This is a genomic window from Haloechinothrix sp. LS1_15 (assembly GCF_033042135.1).
In the GTDB taxonomy this organism is placed as follows: Bacteria; Actinomycetota; Actinomycetes; order Mycobacteriales; family Pseudonocardiaceae; genus Haloechinothrix.
The window spans coordinates 1-23,612 of sequence record NZ_WBXM01000001.1 but is presented as its reverse complement, the minus strand read 5'-3'; the positions used below and the strand labels follow the sequence as shown (position 1 = coordinate 23,612).

General features: G+C 70.1%; 24 protein-coding genes and 1 tRNA gene. 9 read left to right on the top strand and 16 right to left on the bottom strand.

The features are described 5' to 3' along the window. Nucleotides 1-38: 38 nt before the first annotated feature. A complete protein-coding gene (locus F8178_RS00125; RefSeq protein WP_317492501.1) occupies nucleotides 39-1,304 on the bottom strand; it encodes a DUF3662 and FHA domain-containing protein in 1,266 nt (421 codons plus the stop codon). Nucleotides 1,305-1,487: 183 nt separating this feature from the next. On the opposite strand from F8178_RS00125, the gene F8178_RS00120 reads away from it, so the two are divergent. Beyond that, nucleotides 1,488-1,570, top strand: a tRNA-Leu gene (locus tag F8178_RS00120). 167 nt (nucleotides 1,571-1,737) lie between these two features. Here the strand turns inward: F8178_RS00120 and F8178_RS00115 are convergent. After that, nucleotides 1,738-2,601, bottom strand: coding sequence for a CoA ester lyase (locus tag F8178_RS00115; RefSeq protein ID WP_317492500.1), 864 nt, complete (start codon nucleotides 2,599-2,601; stop codon nucleotides 1,738-1,740). After that, complete coding sequence (locus F8178_RS00110) at nucleotides 2,598-3,680, bottom strand: CoA ester lyase (RefSeq protein ID WP_317492499.1); 1,083 nt, start codon at nucleotides 3,678-3,680, stop codon at nucleotides 2,598-2,600. Before F8178_RS00110 ends, F8178_RS00115 begins: the two co-directional genes overlap by 4 nt. Before the next feature lie 414 nt (nucleotides 3,681-4,094). Between F8178_RS00110 and F8178_RS00105 the strand changes: the two genes are divergently transcribed. Beyond that, nucleotides 4,095-4,748: a hypothetical protein gene (locus F8178_RS00105; protein ID WP_317492498.1), complete on the top strand. Its 654-nt coding sequence runs from the start codon at nucleotides 4,095-4,097 to the stop codon at nucleotides 4,746-4,748. 89 nt (nucleotides 4,749-4,837) lie between these two features. Then, nucleotides 4,838-5,497 carry an NAD(P)H-binding protein gene (locus tag F8178_RS00100; protein WP_317493033.1) on the top strand — a complete coding sequence of 220 codons (660 nt, stop codon included), beginning with the start codon at nucleotides 4,838-4,840 and terminating at the stop codon, nucleotides 5,495-5,497. A 37-nt stretch (nucleotides 5,498-5,534) separates the two neighbouring features. Here the strand turns inward: F8178_RS00100 and F8178_RS00095 are convergent, their stop codons facing one another. Continuing rightward, nucleotides 5,535-6,854, bottom strand: a complete 1,320-nt coding sequence (locus tag F8178_RS00095; protein WP_317492497.1) for a D-arabinono-1,4-lactone oxidase — start codon at nucleotides 6,852-6,854, stop codon at nucleotides 5,535-5,537. Between the two features lie 124 nt (nucleotides 6,855-6,978). On the opposite strand from F8178_RS00095, the gene F8178_RS00090 reads away from it, so the two are divergent. Beyond that, the gene (locus F8178_RS00090) at nucleotides 6,979-8,193 is read left to right on the top strand and encodes an alanine racemase (RefSeq protein ID WP_317492496.1); all 1,215 of its coding nucleotides are present in this window, start codon (nucleotides 6,979-6,981) and stop codon (nucleotides 8,191-8,193) included. Nucleotides 8,194-8,209: 16 nt separating this feature from the next. Here the strand turns inward: F8178_RS00090 and F8178_RS00085 are convergent, their stop codons facing one another. The 6 genes from F8178_RS00085 to F8178_RS00060 all read right to left on the bottom strand — a co-directional run bounded on the left by F8178_RS00085 (nucleotide 8,210) and on the right by F8178_RS00060 (nucleotide 11,715). Continuing rightward, nucleotides 8,210-8,395: a DUF397 domain-containing protein gene (locus F8178_RS00085; protein WP_317492495.1), complete on the bottom strand. Its 186-nt coding sequence runs from the start codon at nucleotides 8,393-8,395 to the stop codon at nucleotides 8,210-8,212. A 23-nt stretch (nucleotides 8,396-8,418) separates the two neighbouring features. Continuing rightward, on the bottom strand, nucleotides 8,419-9,294 hold the full coding sequence (locus F8178_RS00080; RefSeq protein ID WP_317492494.1) for a helix-turn-helix transcriptional regulator: 876 nt from the start codon (nucleotides 9,292-9,294) through the stop codon (nucleotides 8,419-8,421). A gap of 209 nt (nucleotides 9,295-9,503) precedes the next feature. Further along, nucleotides 9,504-10,064 (bottom strand): HD domain-containing protein, encoded by a 561-nt coding sequence (locus F8178_RS00075; protein ID WP_317492493.1) that lies wholly within the window; start codon nucleotides 10,062-10,064, stop codon nucleotides 9,504-9,506. Between the two features lie 83 nt (nucleotides 10,065-10,147). Then, complete coding sequence (locus F8178_RS00070) at nucleotides 10,148-10,807, bottom strand: TetR/AcrR family transcriptional regulator (protein WP_317492492.1); 660 nt, start codon at nucleotides 10,805-10,807, stop codon at nucleotides 10,148-10,150. 206 nt (nucleotides 10,808-11,013) lie between these two features. Next, nucleotides 11,014-11,370, bottom strand: coding sequence for a hypothetical protein (locus tag F8178_RS00065; protein ID WP_317492491.1), 357 nt, complete (start codon nucleotides 11,368-11,370; stop codon nucleotides 11,014-11,016). Between the two features lie 6 nt (nucleotides 11,371-11,376). Beyond that, a complete protein-coding gene (locus tag F8178_RS00060) occupies nucleotides 11,377-11,715 on the bottom strand; it encodes a hypothetical protein (protein WP_317493032.1) in 339 nt (112 codons plus the stop codon). Nucleotides 11,716-12,167: 452 nt separating this feature from the next. Here F8178_RS00060 and F8178_RS00055 point away from each other — a divergent pair, with 452 nt between their 5' ends. Both F8178_RS00055 and F8178_RS00050 read left to right on the top strand, forming a co-directional pair. Continuing rightward, nucleotides 12,168-13,490, top strand: a complete 1,323-nt coding sequence (locus F8178_RS00055) for a helix-turn-helix transcriptional regulator (RefSeq protein ID WP_317493031.1) — start codon at nucleotides 12,168-12,170, stop codon at nucleotides 13,488-13,490. A 12-nt stretch (nucleotides 13,491-13,502) separates the two neighbouring features. Further along, nucleotides 13,503-14,393 carry an aminoglycoside phosphotransferase family protein gene (locus tag F8178_RS00050; RefSeq protein ID WP_317492490.1) on the top strand — a complete coding sequence of 297 codons (891 nt, stop codon included), beginning with the start codon at nucleotides 13,503-13,505 and terminating at the stop codon, nucleotides 14,391-14,393. Nucleotides 14,394-14,591: 198 nt separating this feature from the next. On the opposite strand, the gene F8178_RS00045 is transcribed toward F8178_RS00050, so the two are convergent. From F8178_RS00045 to F8178_RS00025, 5 genes are all read right to left on the bottom strand, one after another. Then, entirely contained in the window at nucleotides 14,592-15,611 is a 1,020-nt protein-coding gene (locus tag F8178_RS00045) for a CopD family protein (protein ID WP_317492489.1), read from the bottom strand. 2 nt (nucleotides 15,612-15,613) lie between these two features. Continuing rightward, nucleotides 15,614-16,240, bottom strand: coding sequence for a copper resistance protein CopC (locus F8178_RS00040; RefSeq protein ID WP_317492488.1), 627 nt, complete (start codon nucleotides 16,238-16,240; stop codon nucleotides 15,614-15,616). Next, nucleotides 16,237-17,052 (bottom strand): YcnI family protein, encoded by an 816-nt coding sequence (locus tag F8178_RS00035; RefSeq protein WP_317492487.1) that lies wholly within the window; start codon nucleotides 17,050-17,052, stop codon nucleotides 16,237-16,239. The genes F8178_RS00040 and F8178_RS00035 overlap by 4 nt, the downstream gene beginning before the upstream one ends. 120 nt (nucleotides 17,053-17,172) lie before the next feature. Next, nucleotides 17,173-17,724: a hypothetical protein gene (locus tag F8178_RS00030; protein WP_317492486.1), complete on the bottom strand. Its 552-nt coding sequence runs from the start codon at nucleotides 17,722-17,724 to the stop codon at nucleotides 17,173-17,175. Nucleotides 17,725-17,816: 92 nt separating this feature from the next. Continuing rightward, nucleotides 17,817-18,290 (bottom strand): DUF6474 family protein, encoded by a 474-nt coding sequence (locus F8178_RS00025; protein ID WP_317492485.1) that lies wholly within the window; start codon nucleotides 18,288-18,290, stop codon nucleotides 17,817-17,819. A gap of 135 nt (nucleotides 18,291-18,425) precedes the next feature. On the opposite strand from F8178_RS00025, the gene F8178_RS00020 reads away from it, so the two are divergent. Further along, nucleotides 18,426-20,126 (top strand): TM0106 family RecB-like putative nuclease, encoded by a 1,701-nt coding sequence (locus F8178_RS00020; protein ID WP_317492484.1) that lies wholly within the window; start codon nucleotides 18,426-18,428, stop codon nucleotides 20,124-20,126. Nucleotides 20,127-20,186: 60 nt separating this feature from the next. On the opposite strand, the gene F8178_RS00015 is transcribed toward F8178_RS00020, so the two are convergent. Continuing rightward, nucleotides 20,187-20,945, bottom strand: a complete 759-nt coding sequence (locus F8178_RS00015; RefSeq protein ID WP_317492483.1) for an SDR family NAD(P)-dependent oxidoreductase — start codon at nucleotides 20,943-20,945, stop codon at nucleotides 20,187-20,189. 134 nt (nucleotides 20,946-21,079) lie between these two features. On the opposite strand from F8178_RS00015, the gene F8178_RS00010 reads away from it, so the two are divergent. Further along, nucleotides 21,080-23,263: a molybdopterin oxidoreductase family protein gene (locus tag F8178_RS00010; protein WP_317492482.1), complete on the top strand. Its 2,184-nt coding sequence runs from the start codon at nucleotides 21,080-21,082 to the stop codon at nucleotides 23,261-23,263. A gap of 168 nt (nucleotides 23,264-23,431) precedes the next feature. After that, nucleotides 23,432-23,612, top strand: a 181-nt coding sequence (locus F8178_RS00005; protein WP_317492481.1) for a hypothetical protein, incomplete at its 3' end; no start/stop codon positions are given.

Sequence of the window (23,612 nt, the reverse complement as noted above, 5' to 3'; positions counted from 1 at the left end):
GTTTGCGCTTGTCGACCCAAGGTGTGGCAGGTGGGCTGCTATCCCTGGGTGCGGAAGGTCAGGGACGAGTGTCCCACCCTGATCACATCACCATCGGCCAGCTGCCACGTCTGTACCGGTGTGCCGTTCACGGTCGTTCCGTTGGTGGATCCGATATCGGCCAGTGTGGCGCTCTGCCCGTCCCAGGTGATCTCCAGGTGGCGGCGCGACACGCCGGTGTCGGGCAGCCGGAAGTCCGCGTCCTGGCCACGCCCGATCACGTTACTGCCCTGTTTGAGCGTGTAGCTGCGGTTCGACCCGTCGTCGAGCTGCAGCGTGGCGTTCAGCTGGCGTGGCGCCTGCGGGCCGGGCGGCCCCGGTGGCCCCTGCGGCGGGTAGCCCGGCTGGCCGTACCCGCCCATGCCGGGGTTCCCGCCTGGAGGTGTGCCCGGTGGGCCGTAGCCCGGTGCCGCGCCGGGTGCGCCGTAGTTGGGGTCGTAGCCGGGTGCTCCGCCCGGCGGGGTGCCGGGTGCGCCGTAACCGGGGTCATAGCCCGGTGCCGCGCCGGGTGCGCCGTAGTTGGGGTCGTAGGCGGGTGCTCCGCCCGGCGGGGTGCCGGGTGCGCCGTAACCGGGGTCATAGCCCGGTGCCGCGCCGGGAGCGCCGTAACCGGGGTCGTAGCCGGGTTGGCCCTGGCCGTAGCCGTACGGGCCTTGTCCGTACGGGTCGCCCTGGTCGTACTGGCCGTAGCCGGGCTGGCCATAGCTGTCGTAACCGGGTTGCCCGTAGTTGGGGTCGTAGCCGGGTTGGCCCTGGCCGTAGCCGTACGGGCCTTGTCCGTACGGGTCGCCCTGGTCGTACTGGCCGTAGCCGGGTGGCTGACTCATTGCTCGGCCTCCTGCGTCGCGGGGTGGTGTTGACTCTGCTGCGCTCGATGCACTGTGCGCCGACACATCCGGGTCGACGGCTGATCGGGTCCGGAACTGTCCGGTGCGTAGCGCTCCGTTGCACTCAAGCGAGACTACGACGTCACCATATGTATCCCATCCGTGTTCCGCGAGGTGTTCGGCGACGGCATCGGCCAGGATGCGGGTGACGCGGTCCTGCGAGCTCGCCATGTGGTCGTAATCTGTCGAGCCCAACGACACGATGTAGTGGTTGGGTGCGAGCCACCGACCACCGGCGAGCTCACGGACGTTGTCCTCGCTTTCCCGCTCGAGCGCATGCGCAACTTCCTGGGTCACGACCTTGCCGCCGAACAAGCGTGCGAAGGCATTACCCACGATGCCCTCGAGGCGCCGATCAAAGCGCTGAACGCGGCCCACCGATCTCGGCCTCCTTCGCACGTCCTCTTACCGTTCGATCGTATCTGTGTGTACGTGGTAAGGCACTGTGCCTTCGGTAAAACTCGTCTCGCCCGGTTCCCAGGGTGCCCGGATCCGGTCCCCGGCCCTGTGGCATCCCACCTTCGCCAGCCTGCTACAGTGGTCCCGCTCGCGCAGTCGCCAGGGCGAGTGGCGGAATGGCAGACGCGCACGGTTCAGGTCCGTGTGTCCGAAAGGACGTGAGGGTTCAACTCCCTCCTCGCCCACCGAACGAAGGCCCCATCCCGATCGGGATGGGGCCTTCGTGCTGCGCCGGCTCCCTCGGAACCGGATGTGGCGTTCAGCTCACGCGCGGGCCATCCGGGGGTGGGAGCTGAACGTGACGTTCGGTGCCGTAGAAGGAACCAACGCCACGTTCGGCTCCACCGCTACGTCATTGCTCCGCCAGTGCCAGCACGCGGCGCGCGTTGTCGACGTGCAGGTTCTCGATCATGCGGCCGTCTACCGTGACGACGCCCCTGCCCTCGGCGCTGGCCTGCTCGAACGCCTCGATGACCTTCCTGGCGTTGGTGACCTCCTCCTCGGAGGGGGTGAACACCCGGTTGCACGGCTCCACCTGGCTGGGGTGGATGAGGGTCTTGCCGTCGAATCCCAGCTGCCGCCCCTGCACGCACTCGGCTTCGAACCCCTCGGCGTCGGCGACGTCGTTGTACACGCCGTCGAGGATGACCTTGCCTGCCGCCCGCGCGGCCAGCAACGCCAGCGACAGCCCGCCGAGCAGCGGCGCGCGTCCGGGGACGAACTCCGCGTGCAGCTCGTTGGCCAGATCGTTGGTGCCCATGACCAGCACGCTCAGCCGGTCGCTCGCGGCGGCGATCTCCTCGGCGTGCAGCATCGCCGTGGGCGTCTCGATCATCGCCCAGATCGCCGTGTGCGGCGGCGCACCCGCGAACTCCAGTGCGCGCTCGATGGTGTGCACCTGCGCGGCTGAGGACACCTTCGGCACGACGATGCCGTCCGGCCCGGCCTTCGCCGCCGCGCGCAGATCGGCCTCGTGCCACTCGGTGTCGAGGCCGTTGACGCGGATGGTCACCTCCCTCGAGCTGTACTCGCCCGAGGCCGCGGCGGCGCACACTCGTTCGCGCGCCTCCTCCTTGACCCCGGGCGCGACGGCGTCCTCGAGGTCGAGGATCAGTGCGTCCGCCGGGAGTGTCTTGGCCTTTTCCAATGCGCGCTCGTTGGCGCCGGGCATGTACAGCACCGAGCGTCGCGGTCGCGGGGTCTGCCGGTCGGTCATTCGGCCATCACTTTCTCGGTCGCGGCGTCGTAGGCCTCGGCAAGTTCCCTGTCGCGCGCCGCCAGCTCGTCGGCCAGCTCGGCGACCACGCGGCACTGCTTGACGGTGGCGTCGTCCTGCATCTTCCCATCGATCATGACGGTGCCGGTGCCGTCACCCATGGCCGCGATCACCTTGCGAGCCCAGGCAACGTCTTCCGGGGCCGGGGAGAAGACCTTCTTGGCGATCGTGATCTGCTTCGGGTGCAGGCTCCATGCCCCCACGCAGCCCAGCAGGAAGGCGTTGCGGAACTGGTCCTCGCAGCCGACCACGTCACGGATGTCGCCGAACGGCCCGTAGTAGGGCAGGATGCCGTGCATCGCGCAGGCGTCGACCATGCGCGACACCGTGTAGTGCCACAGGTCCTGCTGGTACGTGGTGCGGCCCTCGTGCACTCCGGTCTCGTCCTCGCGGGACGGGTCGGTGCGGACCAGGTAGCCGGGATGCCCGCCGCCGACCCTGGTGGTCTTCATCCGCCTGCTGGCGGCCAGATCGGCTGGGCCGAGCGAGATGCCCTGCATCCGGGGGCTGGCACCGGCGATCTCCTCGACGTTGGCTACGCCGCTGGCCGTTTCGAGGATGGCGTGTACCAGGAGTGGCCTGCGCAGGCCCGCGCGCGCTTCCAGCTGCGCGAGCAGCTGGTCGACGTAGTGGATGTCCGCGGCGCCCTCGACCTTGGGGACCATGATCACGTCGAGCTTGTCGCCGACCTCGGTGACCAGCGTGATCAGATCGTCGAGGACCCAGGGGGAGTCCAGGCTGTTCACCCTGGTCCACAGCTGGGTATCGCCGATGTCGGCGGTCCTGGCGACTTCGACCAGGCCGGCTCGGGCGGTCTCCTTGCGGTCGGTGGGAACGGCGTCTTCCAGGTTGCCGAGCAGCACATCGACCTCGCGGGCCATGTCAGGCACCTTGCCGCGCATCTTCTCGTTGCTCGGGTCGAAGAAGTGGATCATCCGTGATGGCCGGAACGGGATCTCCCGGACCGGGTCCGGAGCGCCGACGGCCAGCGGCGCGAAGAAGTCCTTCGGTGGACGCATGGAACCTCCGTGCATGAATGCCAGCAGCCACGCGGCAGTGCCCCGCGTGGCTCGGTGGGGTTACCGCTCACCTTAGATCCCCGGGGCGTCATCGCCGGGGTGTGGCGGCGGCGGTGTGGGTCACCTCGCAGCGCGTAGCGCCGGGGCGCTCCCGCCACAGGGTCACAGTGAAATTGCTGACCGTAGCTAGCTCCGTGCGTGCAGCGGTCGCACATCACCCATCTGGTCGTACCGTCGGACTGAAGTGGGTGTACCGCCCACCGACCGGTCACCGACCGTTCGCTGCCGTCGGTCGCATGCTCGTCGACAGGAGCAGACGCGCGCGATCACCGCCTGATAGCTAGATAGGTGTACGCGCTGCACGCCCCGGCTCGTCGGCGAGTCGGGAGCTTGAAACCGGAGGAGGCTGACTTCGTGGCGGTGACACCTGGTCGCACCGGATCGACGTCGATCGCTGGGGGGTCGCAGGGAGTTGACGCATGCCCGAAGCGGGCGGTGCCCCCTGGGCCACTCCCGGACGACACCCACGCCGTGGCGCGTGCGGCCGCGAGCGCTCTCGGCTGGAACGGCGAGGTGTTGACCGAAGCACGCGTGCTCGGCAGGAAGATCCACATGGTGGCGCGGTTGCGCCCCGAAGCGCACGCCGAGCGGATCGCGAACGACTATGGCCCGGTCATCGACCGCACCGAGGTGGCAACCTGGACCTGGCCCGAGCTGGCCGACGTGGCACCCTCGCCCGCTGTCGACATCACCGGTGTGGTCGTGGTGACGCGGCACTGGCGCACGGCGCTGGCCTCGGTGGTGCCGTTCGCGCGTTACTTCGACGCAGCGATCGTGCTGCCTGCCGAAGCGGCCGTGACGCATGACTACGTGGATAACTGCTTGCCGCGCGCTCGCGCCTACGGCGTCTCGCTGTTGACCGTGGACGGTGACGAGCACGTACACCGTGACCTGTCGGGCAGCACCGAGCGCATCATGCTGGGCACGGACCCGATCTCGCGGTGGTGCCAGGAACTGGCCTACGAGCAGATCCTCGACGCTACCGACCTCGAGGCGAGCGCGCCGTAACGGAGGTGCGCCGCCGACCGTTTCGCCGCACCCGGGCGTGCGATGGCTGGCGCGCTGACGTGCCAGCCGGTCGCTAGGGTGAAGCCATGATGCGAGTGGTGATCGCCGGTGGCCATGGGTTGATCGCACTGCGGCTGGCACGGTTGCTGTCCGAGCGGGGCGATGCCGTGCGCGGCATCATCAGGAACCCGACGCACGAAAGCGATGTGGCCGCGGCAGGCGCCGACAGCGCGGTGCTCGACCTGGAAAGCGCCGGTGTCGATGCGGTCGCGGAGGTGCTGTCCGGCGCGGACGCCGTGGTGTTCGCCGCGGGTGCCGGACCGGGCAGCGGGGCCGCCCGCAAGGAGACGGTGGATCGAAACGCCTCGATCCTGCTGGCCGATGCCGCCGAGCGCGCGGGCGTGCGGCGGTTCGTGCAGATCAGCGCGATGGCGTTGGAGCGGGCGGACGATCCCGAGGTGGGTGAGGTGTTCGCGGCGTACCTGCGTGCGAAAGCGGCCGCCGAGGAGGATCTGCGCTCGCGCGAGCTGGATTGGACCATCCTCCGCCCAGGGCGGTTGACCAATGCCCAGGGTACGGGCCTCGTTGAACTGGGCGAGGGCGTCGAGCGCGCGGAGATCTCCCGCGACGATGTCGCGGCCGTACTCCGCGCCCTGCTCGACGCCCCCCACACCATCGGCAGGACCCTCGAACTGGTCGCGGGCGATGTCCCGGTCGCCGACGCCGTCGCCGCCGTTGGTGGGCACTGAACGTGGCGTCGGTGTCGTCTAGGGCACTCGGTCACGTTCAGTGCCCACCAACCGGACCGAGGACGTGGTCGGTGTATGGGTTGCTGAACACGCCGGTGGGGTCGAGCTGGTCACGCAGCCGGAGGAAGTCGTCGAAGCGGGGGTAGAGCTCGGCAAGGGCGGTAGCGTCGAGCGAGTGCATCTTGCCCCAGTGGGGCCTGCCGCCCGCGGCGGTCATGATGGCCTCGAAGGCGGCGAAGTATTCTCGGTAGGGCATCCCGGCGTACTGGTGTACCGCGATGTAGGCCGAGTCCCGCTGGTGCGCGGTTGACAGCCAGATGTCGTCGGCGGCGGCGAACCGCACCTCCACAGGGAAGGACACCGGATCGCGCAGCAGCGGGACGACCGCGCGCAGCTCGGTGAGCACGTCGCCGACCGCGGCTCGCGGGATGGCGTACTCCGACTCGACGAACGGCACCGACCGGCGGGTCACGAAGACGCGGTGCGAACGATCGCGGTACTGCCTGGTCGACAGCATCCGGTCGGTGACCGCACCCAGCGGCCGCACCAGGCCCGGTACGGCCTTGCCGAGCCGGCACAGCGCCTCGAAGGCGCGGTTTTCCAGGATCTCGTACTCCAGGAACTCGCGCAGCGGGCCGAGCGGCTGCGGCGGCGTGCCGGGAGGTAACCGGTTGTTGCGCTTGACCACGACGTGCTCGCCGTAGGGGAACCAGTAGAACTCGAAATGATCGTTACCCGCGATCTCGTTGTCGAGCCGGGGCAGCAGCCGGTCGAGCGGTTCGGGTCGCTCCTGCGCGGCGAGCACGAACCCCGGCACGCACCGCAGCGTCACGGTACTGATCACGCCGAGCGCGCCGAGCCCGATCCGTGCGGCCTGGAACAGCTCGGGACGCTCCACGGGTGAGCAGGTGACGACGGAGCCGTCCGCCAGCACGAGTTCGAGCTCGACCACCTGCGTGGCCAGGCCGCCGAACGAGGCTCCGGTGCCGTGCGTGCCGGTGGCGATCGCCCCGGAGATCGTCTGGGCGTCGATGTCCCCGAGGTTGACCAGGGCGAGGTCGAGCGCGTCGAGGATGGTGTTGAGCTGGCGCAGCGTGGTTCCCGAGCGCACGGTGACCAACCCTGCCTCCATGTCCACGCGGGTGACCCCGGTGAACCCGGATAGGTCGATCGCCTGGTCGTCGGCTACCGCGGCGGGGCTGAACGAGTGACCGCTGCCCCACGGCCGGATCCGGCCACCGCTGGCTGCCGCGCCGGAAACGGCGTGGGCGATTTCCGCCGTGCTGCGCGGCCGGTGCACCACGCGCGGTGCGGCGTGCGCGGTGCCTGCCCAGTTCGTCCACGTTGTATCGCTCACAGGGGCTTCCTACCTCACCGGTTGATCGTTGACCACAGCGGATACCGGAGTTGTGGCCACCACGATACGTGAATAATGTTCGCGTTTTTCGGCCAGGTGGCGTACCGTGCGGGGTGTGACGGCCATGCGATCAGGCGAAACGGCGAGCGGTGGGTTGCGGGAGCGGTACGGATCGGCCACCGCGCACCTGCCCGCGCCGCTGGCCGTCGTGGACCTCGATGCCTTCGACGCGAACCTCGACAGTCTCGCCGGCCGCGCGGCCGGGCTGCCCATCCGGTTGGCGAGCAAATCCCTACGATGCCGCTACCTACTCGAACGGGCACTCGGTTCCGCCGCCGTGCGCGGGGTGCTGTGCTACTCGCTCGCCGAGGCGCTGTGGCTGTCCCGTGCCGGGGTGAGCGAGGATCTGGTGGTCGGCTACCCGACCGCCGACGAGCACGCGCTGGCCACGCTGGCCGCCGACCAGGCCGCCCGCGAGCGCGTCACGCTGATGGTCGATTCGGCGGCCCACCTCGACGCGGTGGAGGACGCGCTGCGCTCGGCCCCGGAGGGGCCCGCGGTGCGGGTGTGCCTCGAGCTGGACGTGTCCTGGCGTCCGCTGCCCGGCCTGCACATCGGTGCGCGCCGTTCCCCAGTGTTCACCGCACGCCAGGCCGCGGAGCTTGCCCGTACCGTGGTGCGGCGCGGCGCGTTCCGGCTGACCGGGCTGATGGGCTACGAGGCCCAGATCGCCGGAGTCGGTGACGCGGCGGGCAACCCGGTGCGTGCCGGCGCTATCCGCCTGATGCAGCGCATGTCGGCGCGCGAGCTCGCCGCCCGGCGTGCGGCGGCGGTGGCGGCGGTCAGCGAGATCTGCCCGTTGGAGTTCGTCAACGGGGGCGGCACCGGCAGCATCGAAACCACCGGCGCGGACACTTCGGTGACCGAGGTCGCCGCCGGATCCGGGCTGCTGGGTCCAGCGCTGTTCGACGGCTACTCCCGGTTCCGTCCCCGCCCGGCTGCGCTGTTCGCGCTGCCGGTGGTCCGCAAACCCACCCAGGAGATCGCCACCCTGTTCGCAGGCGGGTATCTCGCCTCAGGCACGGCCGATGCCTCGCGCCTTCCCTCGCCATACCTGCCACGCGGGCTGCGGCTCACGCCGCTGGAAGGGGCAGGGGAAGTGCAGACCCCGGTGACGGGCCCCGCCGCGCGTCACCTCGCGGTCGGGGATCGGGTGTGGCTGCGGCACGCCAAGGCGGGTGAGCTGGCCGAGCGTTTCGAGACGTACCATCTCGTCGCCGGGCAGCGGCTGGAGCGCTCCGTGCCGACCTACCGAGGCGAGGGCGCCACCTTCGGCTGAGCCGTCCCGTTCCGGGTCAGGGCAGGGCGTCAAGGAAGCCCCGCCAGGCGCCGGTCGGCACCACCAGCGTCCCGTTGCCGGGGGCCTTGGAATCCCGCACTCCAACCACGCGTTCGCTCAGCGCCACCTCGACGCAGCTCAGCGAGTCGCTGCTGTACCCGCTCTTCCGCCACCGGGCCGTAGTCACTCCCGCAGCGCTCATGCGAGCACCTCCGGTTTCGGGCTTCACGGTCGTTCCGCCTGGGCCGCGTGCCTGGCGAACTCGGTGATCAGTTCCGCCGAGCGAGCTGGCGGCAGCGCCTTCGCGCGGATGCGCTCCCATGCCAGCCTGTAGCTCTCTACATGCGAGGCCTCTTCGAGGAAGGTGCTCCGCGCCCGGTTCTCCAGGTGCACCAGCGGCGGGTCCGACTCGAACTCCATGATCATGAATGGCCCCTCCAGACCGGGATGCGGACCGGCAGCCAGCGGCACCACCTGCACCGTGACGCGGGGGCGCTTGGCCATCTCCACCAGGTGCCGCAGCTGCGCGGGCAGTACCTCCTGCCCGCCGACCGGCACCCGCAGGGCCGGTTCGTAGAGCACCGCGTGCAGGCTCGGTGGCCACGCCCGGGAGAGCACGGTCTGCCTGCCCAACCGCGCGGCGACCATGGTGTCCAGTTCGGATTCCGAGAGCGTTGTCTCGGACGCGTCACGGATGATCGTTCGCGCGTACTCGGCCGTCTGGAGCAACCCGGGAATGGTGAGTGGCTGGAAGTTGGCCAGTGCCGAGGTGGTGCCCTCCAGCTCGATCAGGTCCTGCCACTGGGCTGGCAGGCCGCTGTGGTGCGCCCGCACCCAGCCGGGTTCGGCGGCGCTGCGCACCAGGTCGAGCACTTCGTCCCGCCGTTGCTGCGGCACGTGGTAGAGGCCGAGCAGCGCGGCGACCTCTTCCACCTGCAGGCCAAGCTGGCCGTTCTCGATCCGGCTCACCTTGCTCTGCGAGACCCCGAGTCGCTTACCCACCTCGCCGGTAGTCAGGCCTGCCTCCTTCCTGCGCCGCTTGAGCTCGGCGGATACCTGCCGCGAGCGCACGGTCGGCCTACCCCCATTGCCTGCTGGCATGCTATTTCCTGTCCTCCATGCTGATTCGGTACGTGCATGTGCGAGCACGAGCAGTCATCACCTGCCACACTCTTGCGCAGGATTGCGGATGACACAACAGCATCAATGCATGTACATCGACATGGCGGAGAACCGTGACCCTGTTCCTGTCGAACGGGATCTCGGTCGAGGCCCTCGCAGGCCGAGTCCGCTGAAGGCGGCAGGCCGGGTCAGTAGTTGCGCCAGGACAGCGGCGGGGTGTCGGGCGCGACTTCGGCGATGCGGCGGGCGGTGTCGGTGGACAGCGACTTGCGCGCGGTGGCCATCCACTCGTCGACCTGGGTGATGCCGGTGCTGGCGTACTCGACGGCCTGCAGCAGCATCTCGAGCTTGTCGGCGTCGCGAGCGCAGCGGGCTTCGAGGCTGGTGGCGGACTCGTACTCGTCGACCGCATCGCGTACCGACTCTGCCGAGTTCGTGGGCAGGGTAGCCGTCTGGTCGGCGGTGATCGCCCGAGCATCGGGCTTGGTGACGTACGGCCGGGCCGCGCGCGGCAGGTCGCCGGTGCGGGCTTCCTGGATGTCGTGCCACAGTGCGAGGTAGGCCGCTCGCGCTGGATCCGCGCCCTCCTCGGCGGCGAGTAACCCCGCCAGCTGCGCGGCCCGCAGGCTGTGCTCGGCCACCGACTCGGGGTCGCGGACTCCGGCATGCCACCATCCCGCGCGTCTCATACGCTTGAGCACGCCCAGCTCGTAACCGAAGGTGGCCAGGGCGGCATCGGTGTCGGACACGCTCGCTCCCCTCGTGCTCGGATCTCCCGCTCCGGTACTCACCCTACGGCCCGGTCACCGGGCACGAGGCAGCCCGGGCGAGGTCAGCCCCCGAGCTTGCCCTCCAGGTAGCCCCTGATCAGCTCCTTGGTCTCGTCGAGGACCGCCTGATCACCATCGGGGCTGACGCGGAAGGCGTACTTCAGCAGCGCGTCTGTGGCCTCCACGGCGAGCTTGATCGGCAGGTCGAGGCGTTCGGCAGGCAGGTCGAGTAGCTCGTCGAGCATCGCGATCAGCGAGTCGGCGACTACGGCGTTGTTGTCCCGCTGCTCGTCGAGCAGGTGGGTATCCACCACATCACCGAAGTGCACTTGGGCGAACCCCGGCAGCTCGCGGTGCATGCGCACGTAGATGTCCAGCACCGAGTCGACCACGTCCCACCAGTGCGTGTGATCGACCGCGTTCAGCCGTTGCCGCACCACTTCGAGGAAGTGGTCGAAGTTGCGGTGGGTCAGTGCCTGCACCACGGCGCGCTTGTCGGGGAAGAACTGGTAGAGCGACCCAACAGCGACCCCGGCGCGCCGCGCGATCATCGTAGTACTGAGCGCCTCGTATCCGACCTCGTCGAGCAGCTCCGCGCAGGCGTCGAGCATCAGCGCCACCCGCTTCGCGCTGCGCTGCTGCACGGGCTGGCGGCGGAACGGCGTGGGCTCCGTAGGCGCCGATGTCGAACGTGCCGGGGCAGTGCTCTGTGATTGGGCCACGTACCACTCCTAGCAAGTACCTGTGGGCCACGACCGGGGGGTCGAGAATAATCATGTTACCCACAAGTAAGCGTTACGCAAGGTCATACGTAGATCGTTCCCGTAACGCGGGATGTGAGGAGTGGAACCGCGGGCCGGTGCCGGTCGGGGGAGGGGGTGCACAGCACCGGCCCGCGGAGTATGGGGCCTTCTGTCGGGCGGGGAACTCAGCCGGATGGCGCACTACCCGCGTTCGCGAAGCGGTCCGTGCCGGTGGCCCTGGCCTTCCCGGCAGGCCTGCGAACCTGCTCCGGTGCGAGGCCACCGGCCACCAGATGCTCGTACGCCGCGTCCCACACGGCGCACGGTGCGGTACTGCGGTGCCACCGGGTGGAGCACGTCGGGCAATCACCGTGCTCGTCGGGCTCATGGGAACGCAGGATGGTGCGCCATTCCGCCACGATCCGAGGTAGCTCCGCCGGAGCGGACCAGGCCGCCGGGTCGGGGTGTGCGGCCTGGTCGGCGAGTATCTCCAACCGTTCCCACACCGCGCTGCGTAGCACATGCGCGAGAATGCCGTCCACAGCGATTCACCGGTACCTTTCCGCCAGTGTGTTGGCCTCGTGCAGCGCCACCCGCAGCCGGTCGAGCTGGTCGGGCGACAGGCGCGCGGTTTCGCCCGGCGGGCATGCCAGCACGACCTCACCCGAGTCGACGTACACCGTGATACACCGGCCCCGGTTGATCATGTCGCCGCATTGGACACGCCACACCGTGTGCTCGCCCTCGTGGCTGCGGAGCATCCCCTCATCGTTCGACTCCGGCTCGGAGACGTCGGCGACGGGCGGAACGCTCGGTGCCGCTGCCTGCCGGGTGGGGCGCTCGGCCACAGCCGCGCGCCGGGTGGCGATCGAGTCGACGAGCTCCATCGGCGTCACTGCCCTTCTTGCCTTCCAGGTCGTACGGAACGTCGGGAACCCAGACGTCCCGCTTCCTCTGCTCCAGCCGGATGCCGCCGGGTGCGGCTCGCCTGCCGCGGCCGGCTCGCCTGCCGAGCTGACAGCGCCCGTACAGGAGGGCTACTTCCTACGGTGATGGGTACGGCGCGTGAAGGGGAGCGGTGAGCGTTAACCGGCCGAAGTTCACCGGTAAGCGGTCAATCGAGTTCACTTGCACCGATCAGACTCCACAAAGTGGGGGTTAGCGCGGTTGAATGGAGGCGCTTAGTCTTCCCCATGAAGCCCAGATGGAGTAGTGAGGTCCGCATATGGGCGACAGCGAAACGAACAGTGCTTCCGGAGCCTCTCCAGCCGCGGGCGTGCACAGCGTCGAGGGAGGTCAGGCGCACCCCGTCCCCGCAGCCGTGTGGGAGAAGCGGGAGATGCGATCGGCCCTCGCGGACCGGGATGTCAGCGGTGTGTACCGGTTGCTGCGGAAGGAAGGCGTATCGCAACGCCAGATCGCTGCGCTGACCGGGCAGTCACAGTCCGAGGTCTCCGAGATCCTCAAGGGCAGGCACGTCATCGCCTACGACGTGCTGGCCCGGATCGCGGACGGCCTCGGTGTGCCACGGGGCTACATGGGTCTCGCTTACGACGAGACGACAGCGACGAATGTCGTCGGTGCCGGGCAAGAGGGCGCCGACGAACGGTCCGAGGAGGACGAGTCGGTGAAACGACGCAGGTTCCTCGCGCACGCGGCCCAGGTCACCATGGGTGCGGCAGTGCTTGGTACCGAGTCAGGGCCGATCGCGGCCGCGAGCCCGGGGACCACGCCGGCGCCGGGCCGGATCGGCATGGCTGACGTGCGCCAGGTGGAGGCCGCCACCCGGGCCTTGCGTGCGCTCGATTACCAGTACGGCGGTGGGTTCTGCCGTGACGCCGTGATCGCCCAGCTTTCCTGGGGGCAGCAGCTCCTCGACGCGGGAGCGGCCGAAGGCGTGAAGTCCCGGTTGTTCATCGCGCTGGCCGACCTGCACAGCGTGGCGGGATGGACATCCTTCGACACCGGGCTGGTCGATTCGGCGCGGGGACACTTCTCCAATGCGCTCGAGCTGGCCAAGCAGGGCGGCAACGAGCACCTGGTGGCCAACGTGCTCTACCGGATGGGCCGGGTCTACCTCCACCAGGAGTCCGCCAATGACGCGCTGAAGCTCTTCCAGCTCGGGCAGATCGCCGCCCAGGAGTCCGGTTCGGAGCTGGCGGTCGCGGTGCTCTGCGCGAACGAGGCGTGGGCCTACGCGCTGCTCGGCAACTCCGAGCAGGCCGTCAAGCTGCTCGGCAGGACGCGGGACGAGTTCGCGCGCGCCGACCTGGCCAACGCCGAGTCCTGGGTGCAGTTCTTCACCGAGACGGACGTGTACGCGATGGTGGGTACGGTGCACACGGTGCTGGCGCAGACCGTGGACAAGTCGCACACCAAGTACGCCATCCCGGCACTGAGCAGGGCGGTGGAGAACTACGGCGACGACATGGCGCGCAGCAAGGCGTTCAACCTGAGCTCGCTGGCCACGAACCACTTGATCGACGGCGATATCGACCACGGGTCCAGGGTGGGCCGCTCGGCGCTGGACACGGCCGAGGGGCTGAAATCCTCACGAGTGCGGGACCGGATGCGCCCCATGCAGAAGGAAGCCCAGCGCAGGGTCAACAACCTGGACGCGCGGGAGCTCGTGGAGCGGATCAACGAGTTCTACGCGGCCTGATACGGGGGTTGGGTGCGCGAAGCCCGCTTCACCAAGGCCAAGCTGGACGACGCGCTCGCGCGGCTGTGCGGACGGCTCGGCCTCGACCACCGAGGGGCCCGGCTGGTGCGGTTCACCAACAATGCCGTTTACCTGCTGGCAGGCGCCCCGGTGGTGGTTCGTTTCGTGGCCTCACGCAGGCTCCGGCATCGCGTCTACAAGGTGGTCGCGGTGGCCAGGTACCTCGCAAGGAACGGGGTACCAGCTGTGCGGCTCTACCCCGGGCTAGACCAGCCGTTGATCGAGGGCGAGCACCTGGCGACGGTCTGGTCCTCGGTCCGTGAGAGCGACCGGCGGGCCACCCCTGGCGAGCTCGGCCGGTTGTTGCGCGCGATGCACGCGTTGCCCGTGCCACCCGGCGTGGCGCGCTGGGACCCGCTGGACGACGTCCAGGCGCGTATCGCCGATGCCGAGCACCTCGATGACGACGACCGGCAGTTCCTGCTGTCGCACTGCGCCTCGGTCCGCGCGGCGCTGAACCAGCTCGAGTTCCCGCTGCCGCGCTCGTTGATCCACGGCGACGCGCACGCGGGCAACGTGCTCGTCGGGCCTGATGGCCCGGTGCTGTGCGACTTCGACTCGGCATGCGCGGGCCCGCCGGAATGGGATCTGGTGCCGCTGGCGGTGGGAGTGCTGCGGTTCGGCGACGACATGGCGGGCTACCGGGCGCTGGCCGACGCGCTGGGGTTCGACGTGATGTCGTGGGAAGGGTTCGGGGTGCTGCGCGCCGCGCGCGAACTCAAGCTGACCACCAGCGTGCTCCCGATCCTGCGGAGCAATCCCGGGGTCACGGCCGAGTTCCGCAGGAGACTGGCCGATATGCGTGCCGGGCGGGACGACGCTCAGTGGCAGCGCTACCGGTAAGGCTCCGGTGTTCCCGCCGGTGGCCGGTTGCCTATGCGGGATCGCCGGTCGCCGACCGTGCGAGACGACCGGTCGCCGACGCGCGAGCACCGTTCAGCGCTTCGGCGCTCTGTTCCATTTGTCCCTTTTTTTGACGGAGTTCGGCAGGGCTGAAGCGTGGCCCTGCCGGGCGCGACGGGTGTTCCGGCGTCAGCCGCGTCAGCCGAGCGGGGTCCGGCTGAGCACCGCAGCCAGCCCGAAAGCGACCGCCATGAGGGCCAGTTCGAGGCTCGCCCAGCCGGTGAACGCGGTCCTGCTGTGGCGCGCGATGCGGGGGAGAAGCGCGGTGCGTAACCGCGCGCCGACGAGCGCGATACCGAGCAGGCACACCGTCTTGGCCAGCAGGAGATGGCCGTAGCCGGTGCCGAACACCCCCTCGGCAAGGTCCATCGTGGGGTGCTCGCTCAGCTCGGCGAACGCGCTGAGGACTCCGGTCAGCGCCGTGACAGCCAAGCACGCGGTGGCCAGCACGGAAAACCGGGGGAGTGCGCCAGCGAGCAGCGTGCGGCGGGTAGCCAGCAGCGTCACGATCGCCCCGAGACCCCCAGCCCAGACAGTCGCGGCGAGGACGTGCAGCTCGATGGCGACCAGCAGGTACTCATGCCGGGTCCACGTCGCGGCGTGCCCGGTCACCGGAACCGGGAGCAGCGCGAACAGCGCCAGCCCCGTGCGGACCTCGGCGGGAACCCGCTCACCGGAACGCACCGCCAGCACACCGAGTGCCGCGTGGGCGGTGGCGAGTGCCACCACGATGAGCAGCGCGGTGCCCGACGGCACCTCGGTGGCGTAACGGCGGACCTCCGTAGGCGACGGGATGTCCGAGCCGTGCAGTTCGGCCGCCTGCAGTGCCAGTACGACCGTGGCTGCCAGCGCCCAGCAGGCGGCGGTGACCACGGCCGCCCGGCGAGCGAGGTCGAGCACCGGCTCGGTGCGGGAGGCGCGCTCGCGGCGGAGCATCAGGGGTAGCAGGGACAGCCCGACGGTGGCGATCGCGGCCACGGCCAGCAGTGCCCGCGCCACCGGGACGCCCGCGGTGACGGCGGCTCCGGGGCCGGAGATACCGGTCACGGCAGGAACGCCTGCCAACGCGATACCGGCCAGCGCCCCGGCCTGCGCCGCGGTGATCGCGAGGATCAGCGGCGCAGGCCGGAGACCGGGTGCGGTACGTCCGCGTGGCACGGTCAGCTGCTGCCCCTGCCGAGACGCAGCACGAGCGCCACCCCGGCGGCCAGCAAGCCACCGGCGGCCACCAGCCATGCCCAGGTGGGCACCGCGGGAAGGGCACCGTCGTCGCCGGCAGCTTCGCCCTGCTCATCGCTGCCTGCGTCATCGGCGGTGTCGCCCTCGGTGTCGCCCTCGGTGTCGCGGACATCGGGGTCCTCGCCTACCGGGGTGCCGGACTCCTCGGCGGTCAGTGTGAAAGGGACCTCGCCGGCTACCGGATGACCGTCGGCCGAGAGGATGCGGTACCCGATGATGTACTCGCCCGCGGTGCCGAGCTCACCGAGCGGGACGCTCACCTCGTTGCCGTCGATCTCGGGAGGCTGGTCCACCCACTGCCCGCCCTCGGGGCCGGTCACGGCGATCTCGTTGATGTCGCCTTCCCGCACGGTCTGATCGAAGGTCAGCGTGACGTTGCCAGGGCTGGCATCGAGGCTGGCACCTTCCTCGGGATCGGATCCGATCAGCACGTTGTGCGCGGCGGCGGGCGCGGCCAGCACGAGGAGCGCACACGCCGTGACGAGCGCGGTCAGCACCGGTGCCAGCGCGGCTGCCGGTGCCTTCCGCCGGAGGACTGCGTTCGTCATGGCTGCTCACCACCGGTGGCGTCGTTACCGTCCTCGTGCCGCTGCCCGTCCGCGGCCTGCCTCGAGCGCCGCGCGGTAACGGCGGCGCCGACGCCGGCACCGGCACCGAGTGCGCCGAGGGCCAGCCCCGCACCGGCGAGCCAGCGTGCCGTACTGTCCGTGGCAGGCTCCTCGCCCGTGGCATGCTCATCGCCGTCGGCGCCATCGGTGCCCTCGGCATCGTGGCTGTGCCCGTGTCCATCATCGCCGGGCTCGGCCAGCGGTACGACCGGAGCGGGGTGCGATGGCTCGTCCTCACCCTCGGCCGGTGGCGGTGCGTCCCAGTCCACGACGTCGCCGCCCTCATAGACCTGCGCTGCTGGCAGCACCAGCTCGCTGGTGTCGCCGGGCAGCGGGCCCGCGGAGAACGCGAACTCCTGGTACTCGGTCATCCCGGCGGAGATCTCGTTGCCGGGTTCTGCCTCCCAGACGATTCCGGTCACGATCTCGGTGACCTCGCTGCCGTGCGGCCCCGCGACGGGCTCGTCGAGCTCGGTGGTGATCACCTCGGCCGACCAGCCGGGAACCGGTTTGGTCCGCACCGACGGGATGGCGTACTCCTCCGGGATGGTCAGCTCCAGCCCGATCGTGCCGTGATCGGGGTCCTCGTTGGGCACGCGGAGCGTGACCGCCCCGTATCCTTCCTGCTCCGGCGTGTCCCCGTAGGTATGCGCGGTGACGTGCGCCATGGCAGGGGTGGCCGCGAGCAATCCGGCGACCGAGATGGCCCCGGCGAGCACGCCTGCGCGGTAGACATTACGTGTTGTCGACATAGCACTACTCCTGACAGTTCTCGAAGGTCCTGACAGTCGCCATGGGCCGCCGTGGCATACCCCTGTCGGGTAGCCCGGGCGGCGCGGCGACCGGCGTGAAGCTCCGCGGCTGCGGAGCGGTCAGGGCAGTGCTGGTGGGCCGCGTCTGCCGCAGATCCTGCGGAAGTGCACCCGGTAGGCGGGCAGCAGGAAACCGCCTGCGAGGACGGGAACGCCCGCGGGCACGGCGGCGGGCACCGGGGGTGGTGACTGCCACACCCGCGGGAGGATCCGGCGCAGGCTGCTGCACACCAGCCGGATCCCGCGCTCCGCCCTGGTGAGCAGCAACGCGGTCAGCAGCGTGGCTGCGGCGTGCGCGGCGGCCATTGCCACGGCGCCGGCGGTGGTCGCGGCTTCGTGGTGGCCTCCGTGGGGTCCGAGCACCGTGAGGGCGCCGTGCATGACCAGTTGCGCGGTCCCGAGGACCGCCACCGTGGCCGGTACCCCACGAGCCCGATCGGCCAGCGAGGTCGCCGCCCAGCCGATCAGTGCCAGCACGACGACGGTGACCGAGGCGTCAGGCAGGCCGCCACCCGCCGCGGCGTGCGCGGCGATACCCAGCGTGGTGGCGCTGGCGGCGAGCAGCACCCTGCGTGCGCGTCGCTCGATCCGCCTGTCCTGTCGCTGGGTCACACGGCCAGCATAGGTTGCCCCCTTCGAGGGGTCCGTGCCCACCGTGATGCCCGCGGCTCGACAGACGCACTCGCCACCGGCTATGGGGCGAGTCAGGAAACCCCGAGGTAGCCGAGCAGGCTGCGCTCGATCCGGTCGAGCTCACGTGCCACGGCGGTGTTAGCCGCCTTCCTGCGCGCCGCGGGCATCCGCTCCGCCGCCCGCACCGCGGAGGCGAGCTGCCGCAAGGTGGACTCGGTGGCCTCGGCGAAAGCCACGGCATCGGCATCCGACGTGCGGGCACGCAGCTCCGCGATCTCGGTCGCGAGCCCGCCGATCCTGGCGTGCAACCGGGCACCGCGCCCGGTGTACTGCCCGATCACGTCCACGCTGATGCCGAGCCTTCGTGCCCGGAATCGGTCGAACGCCTCGCGCATCGCACTGGCGGCGCGCACCGCTAGCGGTGCGAGTACCGGGATGATCGCGGGAGCGACGACCCGGATGACGCCGATCGCGTTGCGCGCCTTGGCAGGCGTGATGCGTGGCTCGGGTGAGGTGTCCGTACCCTTCGTTCCCTTGCGCGCCATGGCCCCAACGTACTCGCTCTCGCCGCCGCACGATCGGCGTACCCGCCAGTGCGAATGTGGTGTGTGACGTCGGGTTGTTCACAACCGGCCGTGGTAGCCGAGCGCGCTGTCGGGCACGGCGCTTACGCTGGGGATATGTGCTCATATGCGGTTCCTGCCGCGTCGGACGGGGCAGACGAACCCGAGGTGCTGCTCGACGCGGGCGCGGTAACCCGCTGCCGCAGGCGGGTGCACCTCGAGCACGACCCGAACGCCCCCGCGGGCGAGCGGCTACCGCTGGATGCCGGAACCAAGCAGCGCATCGCCGATGCCAGGGCGCACCGAGAGGAGGTCACGGCGCGGCTACGTGACGCGCGCGGCGGCGCTGGGTGGGTCACGGTACGGCCCGGCGCGCCGCCCACGGAGAGGGTCGCGGCCACCGAGGCCGCGCTGGCTGAGTCGGCGGAGGTGATCTCCGGCGCGCTGCTGCCCTCGGACGGTGCGGGAGGCAGGCGTGGCGGCAGCGAACTGTTGGTGCGTACCGGGTACGGGTACGTCCCGATTATCGTGGTGCGGCACAAGGTCACCGATCCCTGCTCGGGGCCGAACGCGGCACGGACCACGCCCTTCGGCGAGCTGGATCCGGAGCGCGCGCGGCCGGACAGCGCTCGCAAGCTGCGTTCCCAACCGCGCGACCAGCTGCGGCTGGCGCATCTGCTCGAGTTGTTGCGTGCGGCGGGATACGCGGAGACCGGCCGTGCGCTCGGCGGTGTGATCGGCGTCGACGCCGACGTGATCGTCTGGCACGACCTGACGGCGCCGACGTTTCCCGGCGGGCTCAGCGCTCTCGACGAGTACCGCAGGCGGTTCGCCGACCGGCTCGCGGTGGCCACCGCTGCCGCGACCGGTGCGACCCCGCTGGCGCAGCCCTCGCGCGTGCTTGAGTGCCGTAGCTGCCCGTGGTGGTCGGTCTGCGAGCGGGATCTGCTGCGGGCGCGGGATGTGAGCCTGGTGGTTCGGGGCGACGACGCGGTCGAGCTTCGCAAGGCTGGTGTGGCCACGGTGGACGATCTCGCCGCGCTGGACCCGAACGGGCAGGAACCCGTCCTGGTGAACAACGGCACCAACCTCGGTCACCTCGTGGCGCTGGCGCAGGCATGGTGCGCAGGGCACAGTGTGGTGCGCAAGGTCGACACCGTCCGTGTGGCGCGCGCCGACGTCGAGGTGGACGTGGATATGGAGAGCTACTCGGACCGCGGCGCGTACCTGTGGGGGGCGCTACTGTCCGGTGCGGATATCGGCGTCGCCCGTGGTTATCACGCGTTCGCCACCTGGGAGCCGTTACCTGACGAGGATGAGGCGCGCTCGTTCGCCGAGTTCTGGGCCTGGTTCCGCGAGGTCCGGGAACGGGCCGCGGCTCGGGGGTTGAGCTTCCGCGCTTACTGCTACAACGCGCGGGCCGAGAACCGGTGGCTGCTGTCCTCGGCGCAGCGGTTCGCGGGCAGACGGGGCATCCCGACGGTCGACGAGGTGGACGCCTTCGTGGGTTCCGAGCAGTGGGTGGACCTGTTCCGGGCGGTGTCCGACAGCTTCCTGTGCGTGCGAGGCAAGGGACTGAAGGTGATCGCGCCGCTGGCCGGGTTCTCCTGGCGTGACCCGGACGCCAGCGGGGAGGCGTCGATGCAGTGGTACCGGGAGGCCGTCGGGCTGGATACCCGGATGCCCGACCGCGCGCAGCGCGGCAGGTTGATGCGCTACAACGAGGATGACGTACGCGCCACCGCCGCGCTGCGCGAGTGGATGTCCGGCCCGGCCATGACCCGCATCCCGCACATGGACTCCCTCGCGAGCGAGTGAGCGTGTCCGGGCGCAGGCACTCCATGCCCCGGGATCGGGCACCGGCCCCCGGACGGTCACTCAGCGGGGGGCCATGCGCAGCGAGCCGTCCAGCCGGATCACCTCGCCGTTGAGGTAGTCGTGCTCGATCAGGTCGAGCGCGAGCTGGGCGTACTCGTCGGGCCTGCCGAGCCGCTTCGGGAACGGCACCCCGGCCGCCAGCCCCGCGCGGAACTCCTCGTCGACCCCCGCCAGCATCGGGGTGTCGATGATCCCGGGGGCGATCGTCACCACCCTGATGCCCGACGAGGCGAGGTCACGCGCGGCAGGCAGGGTGAGCCCGGCGACACCGGCCTTGGACGCGGCGTAGGCCGCCTGCCCGATCTGCCCGTCGAAGGCTGCGACCGAGGCGGTGTTGATCACGACGCCGCGCGCGTCATCGGCCAGCGGTTCGGTCTTGGCGATCGCCTCGGCGGCGAGCGTGGTGACGGTGAAGGTGCCGATCAGGTTGACCTCGATGACCTTGCGGAAGGTCGCCAGGTCGTGGGTTCCCTTCTTGGAAAGGATGCGCGAGGCGGTTCCGATCCCGGCGCAGTTGACCACGGTTCGCAGCGGCAGTCCGGATCCCGCCGCCTCGTCGACCGCGGCCTGCACCTGCTCGCCGTCGGTCACGTCCGTGGCCACGTAGCGCACGCCCTCGTGTTGCTCGGCGCTCGCGAACGCCGAGTCCAGGTCGAGCGCGAAAACCCGCGCTCCCTTGGCTGCCAGCGCCGCGGCCGTGGCTGCCCCGAGCCCGGAGGCTCCGCCGGTGACGATGGCCGCTGTCTGGTTGATGTCCATCCTGATCCGCTCCTCGTGGTGATCGCGCTACCCGGTGGGATACTCGCACCGAGGTTAACGGACGCTTACGCCTCGCTGTGGACAAGAGTGTGCGTTATCTTGCTAGCAGGTTGTCAACAGAAAGGGGTCGAGGTGTGACGTCCCCGGCGGATCAGCCCACCGTGCGCAGGCACACCTGCACGCTGTGCGAGGCGGGGTGCGGGATCACCGTCACCGTCGGCGGCGGGAACGTGCGGGACGTGCGCGGTGACCCGGACGACCCGGCCTCGCGGGGCTACATTTGCCCGAAGGCGACGGCGCTGGCCGACCTGCACCACGATCCGGACCGGCTGCGTAGCCCGGTGGTGCGCACGGCCGACGGGTGGCGGGAGATCGGCTGGCGAGAGGCCTTCGATCTGGTCGGCCGCCGTATCAACGCGGTACGGGCCGAACACGGCCGGGACGCGCTCGCGGTGTACCAGGGCAACCCGACCGCGCACAATCTCGGGCTGCTCACCTTCGGGCAGTTCCTGTTCCGCAGCCTCGGTACCCGCAACGTGTACTCGGCGACCTCCATCGACCAGCTCCCACACATGCTGGCGGCATACCTGATGTTCGGCCACCAGATGCTCATGCCGGTCCCGGACATCGACCGGACCGAGCTGTTCGTCTGCCTCGGCGGCAACCCGGCGGTGTCCAACGGCAGCATCATGACCGCACCGGATATGCGCAGAAGGCTCAAGGCGCTCGCAGGCCGGGGCGGCAAGGCGGTAGTGATCGACCCGAGGCGCACCGAGACCGCCGAACTGGCAGCTGAGCACCACTTCATCCGGCCCGGCACCGACGCGATGCTGCTGCTGTCGATCGTGCACGTGCTCTTCGCCGAACAGCTGGTGCGCACCGGCCACCTGCGGGAGCTGCTGACGGGGTGGAGCTCGCTGTCGGCCGCGGCAGCGGAGTTTCCGCCGGAGCGCACCGCCTCGGCCACCGGCCTCGCGCCGGAGGTCGTGCGCGGGCTGGCTCGCCAGCTCGCGACGACCGATCGTGCCGTGCTGTACGGCAGGGTGGGCACCTGCACCCAGGAGTTCGGCGGGCTGGCGGCGTGGCTGCTTGTGGCGATCAACGCGCTCACCGGGCACCTCGACACCCCGGGCGGGGCGATGTTCACGACCCCGGCGATCGATCCGATCCCCGCGGCGAGCATGGCTGGCTACGCGGGCAGTTTCGGTACGTTCCACAGCAGGGTCCGTGGGTTGCCCGAGTTCAGCGGGGAACTCCCGGTTTCGGCGTTGGCCGAGGAGATGGACACCCCCGGTGACGGCCGGATCCGCGCGTTGATCACCTCGGCGGGTAACCCGGTGCTGTCCACTCCGAACGGCGACCGGCTCGACCGCGCGCTCGGCGGGCTGGACTTCATGGTCTCCATCGACCCGTACATCAACGAGACCACCCGCCACGCCGATGTCATCCTGCCGCCGACCGGCCACCTGGAACGCGCGCACTACCCGCTCGCGCTGGCCAACTACGCGGTGCGCAACACCGCACGGTTCTCGCCCGCAGTGTTCCGGCGCGGCGCGGATCAGCGACACGACTGGGAGATCTGTGCCGAGCTGGCGAGCAGGCTGCTCGAGCCACGCCCGCCACTGCTGCGCGGGCCCGCGCGGCTCGGCTGGCGGGCGCTGCGCGCCCTCGGCCCCGAGGCGATCCTCGAACTGGGGTTGCGCCTCGGGCCACACGGCCTGCGCGCAGGCAGGCGCGGGCTCTCGCTGCGTTCGTTGCGGCGCAATCCTCAGGGGGTGGATCTCGGGCCACTGGAGTCCAGGCTCCCTGAACGATTGCCCGGCCGCTCACCCGCGATCGACCTGGCCCCTGCCGAGTACCTCGCCGATCTCGACCGGTTGCGCGAGCGGATCGCCGCGATTCCCGGTGACGGGTTGGTGCTGATCGGGCGTCGCCAGCTACGTAGCAACAACTCGTGGATGCACAACAGCCCCCGACTGGTGAAGGGCAAACCGCGTTGCACCTTGCTGATGCATCCCGCGGATGCCACCGAGCGCGGGCTCGGCGACGGAGATCAGGCGACACTGTCGACGCGTGCAGGCGAGATCGAGGTCGATGTGGAGGTCAGCCAGGCGATGATGCGCGGCGTGGTGAGCCTGCCGCACGGATGGGGCCACGGCAGGCCCGGGGTGCGACTGTCGGTGGCCACTGCCCATCCCGGTGTCAGCGTGAACGACGTCACCGACGAGTTCAGGGTCGATCGGTTGACCGGCACGAGTGCGGTGTCCGGAGTGCCCGTTGACGTGCGTGTACGGCGGGTCGACGCCGCCAGGACGTGACGTCCCGGTGACACCACGCGAAACTTGTGGCAGCTGCCCGTGACGCTCGAAACCCCTGTGATACGTTGACCCCACTATCGGGGGACGACCAAGCAATCGTTTCCTAACGCTGTGGAAGGTATCGGGGGCGTTCCACAGTCGAGAGACAGCGCACCAGAGGGGTTCACTGTGGCGGATGAGGATGTTTCGGGTTCGTCGTCTCGGCTGGTGAGGCGGTGGCCGCTGCTGCTGTCGTCGGTGGTCGCTGGCGTGCTGGTGGTGGGGCTGGTGCTGGCCGGGATGATGTGGTTGTCGGGTTCGGAGGAGCCGGGGCAGCCGCAGGCGGCGGATGCGCCGGAGCCGGTTGAGG

Coding starts and splice junctions, on each gene's coding strand:
- F8178_RS00115 (WP_317492500.1), bottom strand. CDS start 2,601: ATGACCGACCGGCAGACCCCGCGACCGCGACGCTCGGTGCTGTACATG.
- F8178_RS00110 (WP_317492499.1), bottom strand. CDS start 3,680: ATGCGTCCACCGAAGGACTTCTTCGCGCCGCTGGCCGTCGGCGCTCCG.
- F8178_RS00100 (WP_317493033.1), top strand. CDS start 4,838: ATGCGAGTGGTGATCGCCGGTGGCCATGGGTTGATCGCACTGCGGCTG.
- F8178_RS00090 (WP_317492496.1), top strand. CDS start 6,979: ATGCGATCAGGCGAAACGGCGAGCGGTGGGTTGCGGGAGCGGTACGGA.
- F8178_RS00085 (WP_317492495.1), bottom strand. CDS start 8,395: ATGAGCGCTGCGGGAGTGACTACGGCCCGGTGGCGGAAGAGCGGGTAC.
- F8178_RS00080 (WP_317492494.1), bottom strand. CDS start 9,294: ATGCCAGCAGGCAATGGGGGTAGGCCGACCGTGCGCTCGCGGCAGGTA.
- F8178_RS00060 (WP_317493032.1), bottom strand. CDS start 11,715: ATGGAGCTCGTCGACTCGATCGCCACCCGGCGCGCGGCTGTGGCCGAG.
- F8178_RS00055 (WP_317493031.1), top strand. CDS start 12,168: ATGCGATCGGCCCTCGCGGACCGGGATGTCAGCGGTGTGTACCGGTTG.
- F8178_RS00040 (WP_317492488.1), bottom strand. CDS start 16,240: ATGACGAACGCAGTCCTCCGGCGGAAGGCACCGGCAGCCGCGCTGGCA.
- F8178_RS00035 (WP_317492487.1), bottom strand. CDS start 17,052: ATGTCGACAACACGTAATGTCTACCGCGCAGGCGTGCTCGCCGGGGCC.
- F8178_RS00025 (WP_317492485.1), bottom strand. CDS start 18,290: ATGGCGCGCAAGGGAACGAAGGGTACGGACACCTCACCCGAGCCACGC.
- F8178_RS00020 (WP_317492484.1), top strand. CDS start 18,426: ATGTGCTCATATGCGGTTCCTGCCGCGTCGGACGGGGCAGACGAACCC.
- F8178_RS00015 (WP_317492483.1), bottom strand. CDS start 20,945: ATGGACATCAACCAGACAGCGGCCATCGTCACCGGCGGAGCCTCCGGG.